This window comes from Streptomyces noursei ATCC 11455 (assembly GCF_001704275.1).
In the GTDB taxonomy this organism is placed as follows: Bacteria; Actinomycetota; Actinomycetes; order Streptomycetales; family Streptomycetaceae; genus Streptomyces; species Streptomyces noursei.
In genome coordinates this window covers 3,848,806-3,862,633 of sequence record NZ_CP011533.1, presented here as the reverse complement: position 1 = coordinate 3,862,633, position 13,828 = coordinate 3,848,806, and the positions used below count along the sequence as shown (strand labels likewise).

11 protein-coding genes are annotated in these 13,828 nt (G+C 72.4%); all 11 read left to right on the top strand.

Annotated elements, in window-relative coordinates; genetic code table 11:
• Positions 1–64: 64 nt before the first annotated feature.
• A complete protein-coding gene (locus tag SNOUR_RS16065) occupies positions 65–1,432 on the top strand; it encodes a DUF6716 putative glycosyltransferase (protein ID WP_067347559.1) in 1,368 nt (455 codons plus the stop codon).
• A gap of 53 nt (positions 1,433–1,485) precedes the next feature.
• Complete coding sequence (locus SNOUR_RS16060; RefSeq protein ID WP_067347556.1) at positions 1,486–2,712, top strand: acylneuraminate cytidylyltransferase; 1,227 nt, start codon at positions 1,486–1,488, stop codon at positions 2,710–2,712.
• 108 nt (positions 2,713–2,820) lie between these two features.
• Positions 2,821–3,762: an N-acetylneuraminate synthase family protein gene (locus SNOUR_RS16055; RefSeq protein WP_067347553.1), complete on the top strand. Its 942-nt coding sequence runs from the start codon at positions 2,821–2,823 to the stop codon at positions 3,760–3,762.
• A 158-nt stretch (positions 3,763–3,920) separates the two neighbouring features.
• Complete coding sequence (locus tag SNOUR_RS16050) at positions 3,921–5,069, top strand: hypothetical protein (RefSeq protein WP_067358367.1); 1,149 nt, start codon at positions 3,921–3,923, stop codon at positions 5,067–5,069.
• 174 nt (positions 5,070–5,243) lie between these two features.
• Complete coding sequence (locus tag SNOUR_RS16045; protein ID WP_067347551.1) at positions 5,244–6,449, top strand: amidohydrolase; 1,206 nt, start codon at positions 5,244–5,246, stop codon at positions 6,447–6,449.
• A 204-nt stretch (positions 6,450–6,653) separates the two neighbouring features.
• Positions 6,654–7,685 carry a BMP family lipoprotein gene (locus SNOUR_RS16040; protein ID WP_067347549.1) on the top strand — a complete coding sequence of 344 codons (1,032 nt, stop codon included), beginning with the start codon at positions 6,654–6,656 and terminating at the stop codon, positions 7,683–7,685.
• Positions 7,686–7,903: 218 nt separating this feature from the next.
• Positions 7,904–9,418, top strand: coding sequence for an ABC transporter ATP-binding protein (locus SNOUR_RS16035; RefSeq protein ID WP_067347547.1), 1,515 nt, complete (start codon positions 7,904–7,906; stop codon positions 9,416–9,418).
• Positions 9,419–9,468: 50 nt separating this feature from the next.
• Positions 9,469–10,614: an ABC transporter permease gene (locus SNOUR_RS16030; protein ID WP_067358365.1), complete on the top strand. Its 1,146-nt coding sequence runs from the start codon at positions 9,469–9,471 to the stop codon at positions 10,612–10,614.
• On the top strand, positions 10,611–11,894 hold the full coding sequence (locus SNOUR_RS16025) for an ABC transporter permease (protein WP_067347544.1): 1,284 nt from the start codon (positions 10,611–10,613) through the stop codon (positions 11,892–11,894). Before SNOUR_RS16030 ends, SNOUR_RS16025 begins: the two co-directional genes overlap by 4 nt.
• A 55-nt stretch (positions 11,895–11,949) precedes the next feature.
• Positions 11,950–12,351 carry a cytidine deaminase gene (locus tag SNOUR_RS16020; RefSeq protein WP_067347541.1) on the top strand — a complete coding sequence of 134 codons (402 nt, stop codon included), beginning with the start codon at positions 11,950–11,952 and terminating at the stop codon, positions 12,349–12,351.
• Positions 12,352–12,461: 110 nt separating this feature from the next.
• Positions 12,462–13,739 (top strand): thymidine phosphorylase, encoded by a 1,278-nt coding sequence (locus SNOUR_RS16015; protein WP_067347538.1) that lies wholly within the window; start codon positions 12,462–12,464, stop codon positions 13,737–13,739.
• Positions 13,740–13,828: the final 89 nt, after the last annotated feature.

Sequence of the window (13,828 nt, the reverse complement as noted above, 5' to 3'; positions counted from 1 at the left end):
CTGTTAACCCGTTGTTGCTCCTCAGTTGGTCCGCCGCCCGTCGCGCCTTTCTAGCGTCTTCGACGTGCCATCACCTACCCATTCGGCGCCGCGGGTCGCGGTGCTCGCCGACTCGGACACCCGGTGGAAGTGGGGCGCCCTGACCGCGCGCCGACTCCAGCCGGACGCCCGGCTCGACGGCTACCTGCTCCGCGGTCGCGCCACCCCCACCGTCCGCCAGCTCGGCGAGGTCGGAGCCCGCGCGGACTCGCTGCGGGAGATCAGGGGAGTGGACTTCCTCGAACTGATGGAGCGCGGCCCGGAGGCGGCGGACCGCACCCGCCACGACGTGCTGGTGCTGGCCTGCGTCGGCGGCGCCGTCCAGGCGATGCTGCACGGCCTCGGGCACGCCTGGCGGGCCGGCGGGCGCCGCCCCGTCGTCGTCACCGGCTATGTCGGCGTGGTCTACGAGAAGCTCGCCGACGGCCTGCTGCTGCGGCACGGCGCGGACGTGGTGCTCGCCAACTCCCGCCACGACGCGGACCGGTTCCGCGCGGTCTACCGTGGCGTGGGCGCGCCGGACGACAGTGTGGTGGAGTGCGCCCTGCCCTTCCTCGGCGGCGCCCCCTACGAGGCCCCGCACACCCCGTACACGGTGGTGTTCGCCGCCCAGCCCTCCGTCCCGGAGCACCGCGAGGGGCGAACGTACCTGCTGCGCCGGGCAGTTGAGCACGCCCGCCGGCACCCCGACCGCGAGGTGCTGATCAAGCTCCGCAGCAGGCCCGGCGAGCACACCACGCACATCGAGGAACTTCCCTACCAGAAGCTCGCCGCCAAGGTCCCCGGCGGACTGCCCGCCAACTGCCGCCTGGTGTACGGCAACATGGGCGAGGTCCTGGACCGCACCGACCTGATGGTCACGGTCAGTTCCACCGCCGCCCTGGAGTCGCTGCACCGCGGCATCCCCACCGCGGTCCTCACCGACCTCGGTATCCGCGAGGCGCTCGGCAACCACCACTTCCTCGGCTCCGGCTGTCTGGCCTCCTGGGACGAACTCGACGCCGGCCACCGCCCGGAGCCCGACCCCGACTGGCTGGCCCGCCAAGGTGTCGCCCCGGCGGTCCCGCCGGCCCCCGAGACCGGGGGAGGGGCGTACGAGCACGCCTTCGACGCCGCCCGCGACCGGGTCGCCGAGCTGGTCGCCGCCGACCACCTGCCGCCGCTCACCCCGTACTACACGCCCCGCACCGCCCCCGGCTATCTGCCCGGCATCCTCGCCCGCTACGGCCTGGACGCGCAGGGCGCACCGCTCGCCGGGTACCCCGACGCGCCCCAGGAGACCGGCGGGCTACGGCAGTTCGCCCGCGACACGGTCCGCGAGGCCGCCCGGGGCGCCTACCGGCACGGCGTCCAGCGCGTCGCCCCCGCCATCCGCCGCTGGGGGCAGCTGTGAGCGACGCACGACCAGGAACCGCGTTCGGCCCCCACTCGACCGAGGAGAGCCCCATGCCCCCCACCGTTGTGGCCGTCATCCCCGCCCGCGGCGGCTCCAAGGGCGTCCCCGCCAAGAACCTCGCCGCCGTCGGGGGCGTGCCCCTGGTGGCCCGCGCGGTCCGCGAGTGCCGCGCCGCCCGGCTCGTCACCGACGTGGTCGTCTCCACCGACGACGCCGGGATCGCCGCCGCCGCGCGCGGCGCCGGAGCGATGGTCATACGCCGGCCCGGCGAGATCGCCGGCGACACCGCCACCAGCGAGGCCGCGGTCCGACACGCCATGGACACCTACGAGGCCGAACAGGGCCGCCGGGTCGACGCGGTGCTGCTCGTCCAGTGCACCAGCCCGTTCCTGGTCAGCGAGGACATCGACGCGGTGGCCGCGGCGGTCGTCGAGGGCGGCGCGGACAGCGCGCTGACCGTCGCCCCCTTCCACGGCTTCGTCTGGCGGGACGCCGAGACCGCGAAGGACGCTGCGGGCGCCGCTCCCCAGGAGGCGGCCGACCCCGACGGCGGCGGCCACGGCGTCAACCACGACAAGTCCTTCCGGCCGCGCCGCCAGGACCGCCCGCAGGACCTGCTGGAGACCGGCGCCGCCTACGCCATGGACGCGGCCGGCTTCCGCACCAGCGGCCACCGCTTCTTCGGCCGCACCGAGCTGGTCCGCACCGACCCGGCCCGGGTGCTGGAGATCGACGACCCGCACGACCTGGCCCGGGCCCGCGCCCTGGCCCCGCTGCTGGACGCTCCGCGCCCCGGCGCCCTCCCGACGAGCGACGACATCGACGCCGTCGTCCTCGACTTCGACGGCACCCAGACCGACGACCGGGTGCTGGTCGACGCCGAGGGCCGGGAGACCGTCGCCGTGCACCGCGGCGACGGCCTGGGGATCGCCGCGCTCCGCCGCTCCGGGCTGAAGCTGCTGATCCTCTCCACCGAGCAGAACCCGGTGGTCGCCGCCCGCGCGCGGAAGCTGAAGGTGCCCGTCCTGCACGGCATCGACCGCAAGGACGTCGCCCTCAAACAGTGGTGCGAGGAGTCCGGTGTCACCCCCGAGCGGGTGCTCTACGTCGGCAACGACGTCAACGACCTGCCCTGCTTCGACCTCGTCGGCTGGCCGGTGGCGGTCGCCTCCGCCCACGACGTGGTGCGCGGCGCGGCCCGCGCGGTCACCGCCACCCCCGGCGGCAGCGGCGCCATCCGCGAGATCGCCGGCTGGCTCCTCGGCCCGTCCCTGTAACGCCGTTACAGGCACCCGTCCCGCCCGCACCCCCGACACCGCCCCCGAACCACCGCCCCCAGCCACCACCCCCGAAGCACCTCCCCGAACAGAACGAAGGAACCTCCCATGAGCAGCAACGCCCGCCTCCGCTCCCTCGGCGACCGCCTGGTCGGCCCCGGCCGCCCCGTCTACGTCACCGGCGAGATCGGCATCAACCACAACGGCGACCTGGAGAACGCCTTCGCGCTGATCGACGCCGCCGCGGACGCCGGCTGCGACGCGGTCAAGTTCCAGAAGCGGACCCCCGAGATCTGCACCCCGCGCGATCAGTGGGACATCGAGCGCGACACCCCCTGGGGCCGGATGACCTACATCGACTACCGCCACCGCGTGGAGTTCGACGAGGACGGCTACCGCGCCATCGACGAGTACTCCAGGAAGCGCGGCATCGCGTGGTTCGCCTCCCCCTGGGACGTCGAGTCCGTCGCCTTCCTGGAGAAGTTCGACGTGCCCTGCTACAAGGTGGCCTCCGCCTCGCTCACCGACGACGAGCTGCTGCGCGCCCTGCGCGCCACCGGCCGCGCCGTCATCCTCTCCACCGGGATGTCCACCCCCAAGCAGATCCGGCACGCCGTCGAGGTTCTGGGCAGCGACAACATCGTCCTCTGCCACGCCACCAGCACCTACCCGGCCAAGGCCGAAGAGCTCAACCTCCGCATGATCCACACCCTCCAGGCCGAGTACCCCAACGTGCCGATCGGCTACAGCGGCCACGAGACCGGCCTGCAGACCACCCTCGCCGCGGTCGCCCTCGGCGCCACCTTCGTCGAGCGGCACATCACCCTCGACCGTGCCATGTGGGGCTCCGACCAGGCCGCCTCCGTCGAGCCGCAGGGCCTGACCCGCCTGGTCCGCGACATCCGCACCATCGAGGAGTCCCTCGGCGACGGCGTCAAGAAGGTCTACGAGAGCGAGCTCGGCCCGATGAAGAAGCTGCGCCGGGTCGCCGGCGTGGTCGCCGAGGAGGAGGCCGCCGAGGCCGCCGACCGCGAGCCGGCCGCCGTCTGACCGGCCCCACGCCGACAGGAGTTCGCCACGTGAGCTCACCCGAAGGGACCTGCGCCGCCGGCGCCGAGGTCCCGCCCGAGGAGACGGCGGGGACTCCCACCCGCCGTCTCCTCGGCGTCCCCCGGCAGCGCAAGCGGACCGAACCCACCGGTGACGACATGACCACGGCCTCTGCGGACACCGCCGGTGCGGACACCGGCACCCTCGCCTTCGTCGAGAGCCCGGTCCAGCTGCTGAACGTCCTCGAATGGGCGCACACCCGGGTCGGCGCCGACCAGCCCGCCGCGCTCACCGTCGTGGTGCTCGCCCCGCACGACCCGATGACCCGCGGTCAGCTGCGCCGGATGGTCGAACTCGCCCGCGACGAGGGCCACACCGTCCGCTGGGAGGAGGCCCGCGGCGGCACCACCGCCCCGCTGCGCACCATCGGCGGTCTCACCCCGCTGCTCCGCCGGGCCGGCCGGATCGTCCTCGGCGACCCCTTCTCCCGCTACGTCCAACTGCTCCTCGGCCTCACCCGGGCCCGCGACCTGGTCGTGGTCGACGACGGCACCGCCACCATGGAGTTCATCGGCCAACTCGCCCGCGGCGAAAGGCTGGTGCGCTGGCACCGGCACGGCTCCGGGCGCGGCCCCCGCGACCTGGTCTTCGCACCGTTCGCCGCCGCGGCCCGCCGCCGTCTGACCCCCGGCCCCGAGGGCGCCCGGCGCCGCCGCACCGTCGCCCTCTTCAGCTCCATGCCGGTCCAGGCGCCCGAGGGCATGGCGGTCACCGCCAACGACTTCGCCTGGACCCGCGGCCGCTTCGGCCCGCCCCGCCTGACCCGCACCGCCGACATCGTCGGCACCTCGCTGGTGGAGACCGGCGTCGTCGACACCGACCGCTACCTGGCCGCGGTCGCCGACCTGGCCCGTGCGCACGGCGCCACCCGCTACTTCGCCCACCGCCGGGAACGCACCGGCAAGCTCCACCGCCTGGCCACCGAGACCGGGCTGGAGGTGGTCCGCCCCGACCTCCCCCTGGAACTGATCGCGCGCCGCGGCCCGGTGGGCCGGCTGGTCCTCAGCTTCCCCTCCACCGTCGTCCACACCCTGCCACTGGCCCTCCAGGGAACCGGAGTCCAGGTCGCGGTCTGCGACATCGACCCCGCCTGGCTCACCGCGCACGCCTCCCCGCGCGCCCAGGGGTTCCTCGACGACGTCACCGGCACCGCCCAGGACGTACGGCGACTGCCCGGGATGGGGGCGCTCCCCCGCAAGCGGGAGGTGCCCCCACCCGTTTGCGAGGGAGGACCTGACCGAACCTGACGGTGAGTGATGAAGCCCTGATGAGGCCCTGATAAAGCCCTCCTTCATACCCGTACCAAAAACCGTCCATGCACCCGGCTGCCTAAAATTTCTTCCCCTGACGGGCTGAACTTTTGTTGATCGAGGGACAGTTGCCCCGTTCGGCCCCGTAACCTTCAACGGGTGAACCAACTGATGTCTCGCGCCGCCGACGTTCCGCACGCCTCCGCCCTGCCCGGCACGCTCTCCGAGGCACTACGCGCCGAACTCATCACGTTCCGCCGCGACTTGCACATGCACCCGGAGCTCGGCAACCAGGAGTTCCGGACCACCGCGGCGATCAAGGACCGACTGGAGAAGGCCGGGCTCCGCCCGCGGGCCCTCAGCACCGGCACCGGCCTCATCTGTGACATCGGTACGGACGACGGCACCACAGCGGGCGGGCGGCTCGCCCTCCGCGCGGACATCGACGCCCTCCCCATCCCCGACACCAAGACCGTCGACTACGCCTCCACGGTCCCCGGTCGCGCCCATGCCTGCGGCCACGACGTGCACACCACCGTCGTGCTCGGCGCCGGCCTGGTCCTGGCCGAGCTGGACCGGGCGGGCCGGCTGCCCCGGCCGGTGCGGCTGCTCTTCCAGCCCGCCGAGGAGGTCCTGCCCGGCGGTGCCGCCGAGGCCGTCGAGAGCGGTGTGCTGGACGGCGTCGGGCAGATCCTCGCCGTGCACTGCGACCCCCGGGTGGACGCCGGCCGGATCGGCCTGCGCACGGGCGCGATCACCTCCGCCTGCGACCGCCTGGAGATCACCCTCGAAGGGCCCGGCGGCCACACCGCCCGTCCGCACCTGACCACGGACATGGTCACCGCCGCCGCCCGGGTCGCCATCGACGTCCCGGCGGTGATCTCCCGCCGGGTGGACGCCCGAGCCGGCCTCGCGATCACCTGGGGCCGGATGGAGACCGGCCACGCCTGCAACGTCATCCCGCAGCGCGCCGCGCTCGCCGGCACCATCCGCTGCCTGGACCTGAACGCCTGGCGGCAGGCGCCGGACCTCGTCCACGCGGCGATCGACGAGGTCGCCACCCTGCACGGCGCCAAGTCCCAGATCGACTACGTCCGCGGCGTCCCGCCCGTCGTCAACGAGGCGGACAGCGTCCAGCTGCTGCACGACGCGATGGCCGCCCGCCGCGGTGCCGAGGCCGTCGAGGGCACCGAGCAGTCCCTCGGCGGCGAGGACTTCTCCTGGTACCTCGAACACGTCCCGGGCGCCATGGCCCGGCTGGGCGTCCGTCCGCCCGGCGAGCTGAGCAGCCTCGACCTGCACCGCGGCGACTTCGACGTCGACGAGCACGCGATCACCGTCGGGGTCGAGCTGTTCACGGCGGCGGCGCTGCTCTGAGGCCCGCGGACCGTAAAGATCCCGCCACATCCCACCACCCCGGGCGGTCGGCCCTGCGCCGACCGCCCGCCGTGTTGCCGGGGCAGGTCGTGAGAGACGAATCGATAACGGCGACGCCATGGAGGGTTTTGCGCCAGGTCTACGCGCGTTAATCTCCCGACAAGCCAGCGCCACTGGGGGCGCTTACAGCGAAGGGAAGGCCCCGTGCGTCGGGTCATCAGGGTTGTCGCCGCGGCCACCGCCACCGCGTGTCTCGGGCTCACCGCCACCGCTTGCGGCCAGAGTTTCGCCGAGGCCAACCGCGCGAAACACGCGGGCGTCGGGCTGGCCTTCGACATCGGCGGGCGGGACGATCACTCGTTCAACGAGGCGGCCGCCCGCGGTACCGAGAACGCCCGCCGGCAACTGGGCGTGAACGTCAAAATGCTCACCGCGAAGAACGGCGAGACCGAGGCCGACCGCGAGCAGCGGCTGACCTCGTTCGCCGAGGCCGGGTACAACCCGGTGATCGGGGTGGGCTTCGCCTACAGCCAGTCCGTGCAGAACGTCGCCAAGGACTTCCCGGACACCACCTTCGGCGTGGTCGACGCGGTGCCGACCGGCAAGAACGTCGACGCGATGGTGTTCGCCGAGCACGAGGGGTCGTACCTGGCCGGCGTCGCGGCCGCGCTGAAGAGCAAGACCCACAAGGTCGGCTTCATCGGCGGGGTCAACAACGCGCTGATCCAGAAGTTCCAGGCCGGCTTCGAGCAGGGCGTGCGCGACACCGACCCGAAGGCCAAGGTCGTCTCGCAGTACCTGTACCCCAACAACGACAAGGGCTTCAACGACCCGGCCGCCGCCAACGCCAAGGCTCAGGGCATGCTCGACAGCGGCATCGACGTGATCTACACGGCCGCCGGCCAGTCCGGCGCCGGCTCGATCGAGGCGATCAGCAAGGTCAAGGGCGCCTGGGCGATCGGGGTGGACTCCGACCAGTACCGGCAGCCGGGACTGGCCCGCTACAAGGACCACATCCTGACCTCCGTGGTGAAGAACGTGGACGTGGCGGTCTTCGACCTCATCAAGAGCTGCGAGCAGCACAAGCCGCTGACCGGCATCCACACCTACGACCTGAAGCACGGCGGCGTCTCGCTCGCCACCTCGGGCGGTTTCATCAAGGACATCCAGCCGCAGATCGACGCGGCCCGGAAGAAGATCATCGAGGGTCAGGTGAAGGTCAAGGAGACGCCGTAGCCGTAGCCTCCGGGGGCCGCACCCGGCAGCCCCACGGGGCCGCCGCAGGCCCCTCTCCCCCCTCTTTTCCCTGGTTTTCCCCCACTCGTCCGCTTCTTCCGCTCCTTCGCCCCTGAGGGGAGTGCGCCATCAACGCAGCGCCCACCAGCAGCAGCCCGCCCGGCCAGGACGCCCCTGCTGTAGAACTCCGCGGGATCACCAAAAGGTTCCCCGGCGTCGTGGCCAACCACGACATCCATCTCACCGTCCGCCGCGGTACCGTCCACGCCCTGTGCGGTGAGAACGGCGCCGGCAAGTCGACCCTGATGAAGATCCTCTACGGCATGCAGAAGCCGGACGAGGGCACCATCGCGCTCGACGGCGAGCAGGTCGCCCTGCACTCCCCGGGCGACGCCATCGCCCGCGGCATCGGCATGGTGCACCAGCACTTCATGCTCGCCGACAACCTCACCGTCCTGGAGAACACCGTCCTCGGCGCGGAGAAGCTGCACGGCATCGGTGCCGGCGCCCGCGCACGGATACGTGAGATCTCCGACGCGTACGGGCTGAACATCCGGCCGGACGTGCTCATCGAGGACCTGGGCGTCGCCGACCGCCAGCGGGTGGAGATCCTCAAGGTCCTCTACCGGGGCGCCCGGACGCTGATCCTCGACGAGCCGACCGCGGTCCTCGTCCCGCAGGAGGTCGACGCGCTCTTCGACAACCTCCGCGAGCTCAAGTCCGAGGGCCTGACCGTCATCTTCATCTCGCACAAGCTGGGCGAGGTGCTGTCGGTCGCCGACGACATCACCGTCATCCGGCGCGGCACGACGGTGGCGTCCGTCGAGCCGTCGAGGACCACCCCCAAGCAGCTGGCCGAGTTGATGGTCGGCAGCGAGCTGCCCTCCCCGGAGACCCGCGAGTCCACCGTCACCGACGTGGAGATGCTGAAGGTCAGCGACGTACGGCTGTCCGCCACGGACTCCGACGGCGTGGTCCGCACGGTGCTGGACGGCATCTCGTTCACCATCCGCAAGGGCGAGGTGCTGGGCGTCGCCGGCGTCGAGGGCAACGGGCAGGCCGAGCTGGTCGAGGCCGTCATGGGCACCCGCACGCCCGACGGCGGGACCATCACCCTGGACGGCCGGGACCTGTCGCGGTCCTCCACCCGCGCCCGCCGCGAGGGCGGCATCGGCTACATCCCCGAGGACCGCCACCGGCACGGCCTGCTGCTGGACGCCCCGCTGTGGGAGAACCGCATCCTCGGTCACGTCACCGAGCGCCCCAACAGCAAGGGCAAGCTGCTCGACCTGGCCGGTGCCCGCAAGGACACCGAGCGGATCGTCGCCGAGTACGACGTCCGCACCCCCGGCATCGAGGTCACCGCGGCCTCGCTCTCCGGCGGCAACCAGCAGAAGCTGATCGTCGGCCGCGAGATGAGCCACCACCCCAAGCTGCTGATCGCCGCCCACCCCACCCGCGGGGTCGACGTCGGCGCGCAGGCGCAGATCTGGGAGCAGATCCGCGCCGCGCGCCGGGAGGGGCTGGCGGTCCTGCTGATCTCTGCCGACCTGGACGAGCTGATCGGGCTGTCCGACACCCTGCGGGTGATGTACCGCGGCCGGCTGGTCGCGGACGCCGATCCCGCAGTGATCACCCCGGAGGAGTTGGGCTCCGCCATGACCGGTGCCGCCAGCGGCCACCTCAGCGCGTCGGACGACAGCGCCGTCGCCCAGGGGGGTGGCGAGAAGTGAGCACGTCCACCACCACGCCGACGACCAAGAAGAACCCGGCCGTCGACGCCATCGCGCGCAGCGCCGCCCGGGACAAGATCCTGCTGGGCATCGCCGCGCCGGCGCTGGCGATCGTCGCCGCGATAGTGATCAGCTCGCTGGTCTTCCTGGCGTCCGGCGAGAACCCGTTCCGGGCCTACGGGATCATGGCCGACTACGGCCACTACAGCGACAGCCAGGTCTGGATCGTCAACAAGGCGGTGCCGTACTACCTTTCGGCGCTCGCGGTGGCCATCGGCTTCCGGATGAACCTGTTCAACATCGGTGTGGACGGGCAGTACCGGCTGGCCGCCTTCGCCGCGGCGGCGGTCGGCGGCGCCATCGCGCTGCCCGGCGCCCTCCAGATCATCCTGCTCATCGTCATCGCGATGCTGGTGGGCGCGATCTGGTCCGGCATCGCGGGGCTGCTGCGGACCACCCGCGGGGTCAGCGAGGTGATCACCACGATCATGCTGAACTCCATCGCGGCCTCGGTGATCGGCTACTTCCTCCAGGACGGCCGGCTCGCCGTCAAGGACGGCAACCTCCTGCACACCAAGTTCCTGCCGGAGTCCAGCCACTTCTTCTCCTTCCCGACCCACCCCAAGCCGGTCGAGGGCTTCGTGGTGGTCGCGGTGGTGGCCGGTGCCCTGTACTGGTTCCTGATCAACCGCACCCGCTTCGGTTTCGACCTGCGGGCGGTGGGTGCCTCCGAGTCGGCCGCCGAGGCCAGCGGCGTCAGCGTCAAGCGGATGATCGTCATCAGCATGCTGCTGTCCGGTGCCGCGGCCGGCCTGGTCGGGATGCCGACCCTGCTCGGCGAATCGTTCCAGTACGGCACGGACTTCCCGGCCGGTATCGGCTTCACCGGTATCGCCATCGCGCTGCTCGGCCGCAACCACCCGATGGGGATGGCGTTCGGCGCACTGCTGTGGGCGTTCCTCGACCGCACCGGCTCCCGGCTGGAGTTCGAGGGCTACGCCCAGGAGATCGTCGGCGTCATCCAGGGCGTGATCGTGCTCTGCGTGGTCATCGCCTACGAGGTCGTCCGCCGCTACGGGCTGCGCCTCCAGCAGCGCAAGGTCGGCGAGGAACTGGCCGTGCTGGCCCGGACCGGCGACGGCACGAACGGGACCGGCGTCGCCGGCAACAGTGACAAGCCGGAGGTGACGGCGTGAGTACGGAGCTCAAGTCCGCGGCGCGACCCGCGGCCCCCGGCACGGGCGGCGGGAAGCGGAAGCTGACCTACCCCTGGATCATGCTGATCGTCGCCGGCGCGCTGTTGGCGGTCTCCGCCCTGCGGGCCGTCAGCGGCGCCGCGGACCTCACGTCCGCCGGCCAGTTCGGGGCCGCGCTCAGCGCCGCGGTACCGATCGGGCTGGCCGGTCTGGGCGGTCTGTGGGCCGAGCGGGCCGGCGTGATCAACATCGGTCTCGAAGGCATGATGATGCTCGGCTCGTTCGCGGCCGGCTGGGTGGGCTGGCAGCACGGCCCCTGGGCGGCGGCCGCGGCCGGCATCCTCGGTGGCGCGCTCGGCGGCCTGGTGCACGCCGTCGCCACCGTGACCTTCGGCGTGGACCACATCGTCTCCGGTGTCGCGATCAACATCCTGGCGCTGGGCGCCACCCAGTACCTCGCCACCCTCTGGTTCGGCCAGGAGGGCAGCGCGGCGATGGTGGCCGGCGGCAACGACAAGCAGTCCCCGCCGATGTCCGACATGCCGACCTTCACCGTCCCCGGCCTCGCGGACTGGCTGAACGGGATCGAGGGCCACCACTGGTTCCTGGTCTCCGACGTCGCCGGGGTGCTCGGCGCCGCGGTCACCGGCGTCTCCTGGCTCACCGTCCTGACCGTCGTCCTCTTCGTCGGCACCTTCTTCCTGCTCTGGCGCTCGTCGTTCGGCCTGCGGCTGCGGTCCTGCGGCGAGGCCCCGCTCTCCGCCGAGACCCTCGGCGTCAACGTCTACGCGTACAAGTACGCCGCGGTGCTGGTCTCCGGCGCGCTGGCCGGTCTCGGCGGCGCCTTCCTGGCGATCAGCGTGCACTTCTACCAGGACGGTCAGACCGGCGGGCGCGGCTACATCGGCCTGGCCACGATGATCTTCGGCAACTGGCGGCCGGGCGGCGTCGCCCTCGGCGCGGGCCTGTTCGGCTTCATGGACGCCATGCAGCTGCGCAGCGGCGGCCCGACCGTGCACGCCCTGCTGCTGGGCCTGGCCGCGCTGCTCGCCGGCCTGGCGCTGGTGCGGCTGCGGGCCGCCAAGCGGGCCCAGGCCGCGGTCGCCGCGGTCGCCGCCGTCGTCCTGTTGGTCTGGTACGCGCTCTCCGACAGCGTCCCGCTGGAACTGGTCGAGGCCAGCCCCTACATCGCTACGCTGCTGGTCCTGGCGCTCTTCTCGCAGCGCCTGCGGTCCCCGAAGGCGATAGGCAAGCCCTACCGCCGGGGCCAGGGCCACTGACGCGCGCGGACCCCCGCACCGCGCGCGAAGGAAGACACGAAGGAAGACAGCACGTATGACGCACGAAGTGCCGGTCGACTGGACCGCACTGCGGACGCAGGCCCGGGACGCGATGTCTCGGGCCTACGCCCCTTATTCCGGCTACCCCGTCGGCGCCGCCGCTCTGGTGGACGACGGCCGCACGGTCACCGGCTGCAATGTCGAGAACGCCTCCTACGGCCTGGCGCTGTGCGCCGAATGCGGCCTGATCTCCGCCCTGTTCGCCGGCGGCGGCGGCCGACTGACCGCGTTCACCTGCGTCGACGGCAAGGGCGAGCTGCTCGTCCCGTGCGGTCGCTGCCGGCAGCTCCTCTACGAGCACGGCGGCCCGGAGCTGCTGGTGGACACCGCGGCCGGGGTCCGACCGCTGGCGGAACTGCTCCCGGACGCCTTCGGCCCGGGACACCTGACGCGGTGACGGCGGGCGGGGCCCCGCGGGCGGCGGGTGCCGCCGCCCGCCGCCCGCCCTGGCGACCGTGGCGTCTATGCGTGTAGAACGGGACCTACCCGTTCGAAAGGAACCCGTCCATGGACGCCATCTCCGTCATCCGTACCAAGCGCGACCGCGGTGAGCTGACCCCGGAACAGATCGACTGGGTCATCGACGCGTACACCCGCGGCGAGGTCGCCCACGAACAGATGTCGTCCCTCGCCATGGCCATCTTCCTCAACGGCATGAACCGTCAGGAGATCGCCCGCTGGACCGCCGCCATGATCTCCTCCGGCGAGCGGATGGACTTCTCCTCGCTCGCCCGCCCCACCGCCGACAAGCACTCCACCGGCGGCGTCGGCGACAAGATCACCCTGCCGCTCGCCCCGCTGGTCGCCGCCTGCGGCGCCGCCGTCCCGCAGCTCTCCGGCCGCGGCCTGGGCCACACCGGCGGCACCCTCGACAAGCTGGAGTCCATCCCCGGCTGGCGCGCCACCCTGAGCAACGACGAGATGCTCGACGTCCTGCGCACCGTCGGCTCGGTCATCTGCGCCGCCGGCGACGGCCTCGCCCCCGCCGACAAGAAGCTCTACGCCCTCCGCGACGTCACCGGCACCGTCGAGTCGATCCCGCTGATCGCCTCCTCCATCATGTCCAAGAAGATCGCCGAGGGCACCGGTTCGCTGGTCCTGGACGTCAAGGTCGGCTCCGGCGCCTTCATGAAGAACCTCGACGACGCCCGCGAACTGGCCTCCACCATGGTCGGGTTGGGCACCGACCACGGCGTGCGCACGGTCGCCCTGCTCACCGACATGGCCACCCCGCTCGGCCGCACCGCCGGCAACGCCCTCGAAGTCCGCGAATCCGTCGAGGTGTTGGCCGGCGGCGGCCCCTCCGACGTCGTCGACCTCACCCTCGCCCTCGCCCGCGAGATGCTCGACGCGGCCGGCCTGAAGGACGCCGACCCGGCCAAGGCGCTGGCCGACGGCTCCGCGATGGACCACTGGCGCCGCATGATCACCGCCCAGGGCGGCGACCCGGACGCCGCGCTCCCGGTGGCCCGCGAGACCCACGTCGTCCCCGCCCCCGCCTCCGGCATGTTGCGGACCCTCGACGCCTACGCCGTCGGCCTCGCCGCCTGGCGCCTGGGCGCCGGCCGCGCCCGCAAGGAGGACCCGGTGCAGGCCGGCGCCGGCATCGAACTCCACGCCAAGCCCGGCGACCGGGTCACCGCCGGCCAGCCCCTCCTCACCCTCCACACCGACACCCCCGAGAAGTTCGACTACGCCCTCGCGGCGCTGGACGGCGGGGTGGAGATCGCCCCGTCGGACACCCCGTTCGAGACCCGGCCGGTGGTGCTGGAGCGGATTGCCTGAGTGTGTGTGGGGGTGCCGTTGCCTTGAGGGGCACGGCATCCCCGCCACCCACCCCCGCCGGGGTGGTGGGACTCGTATGGGTGGGGGCG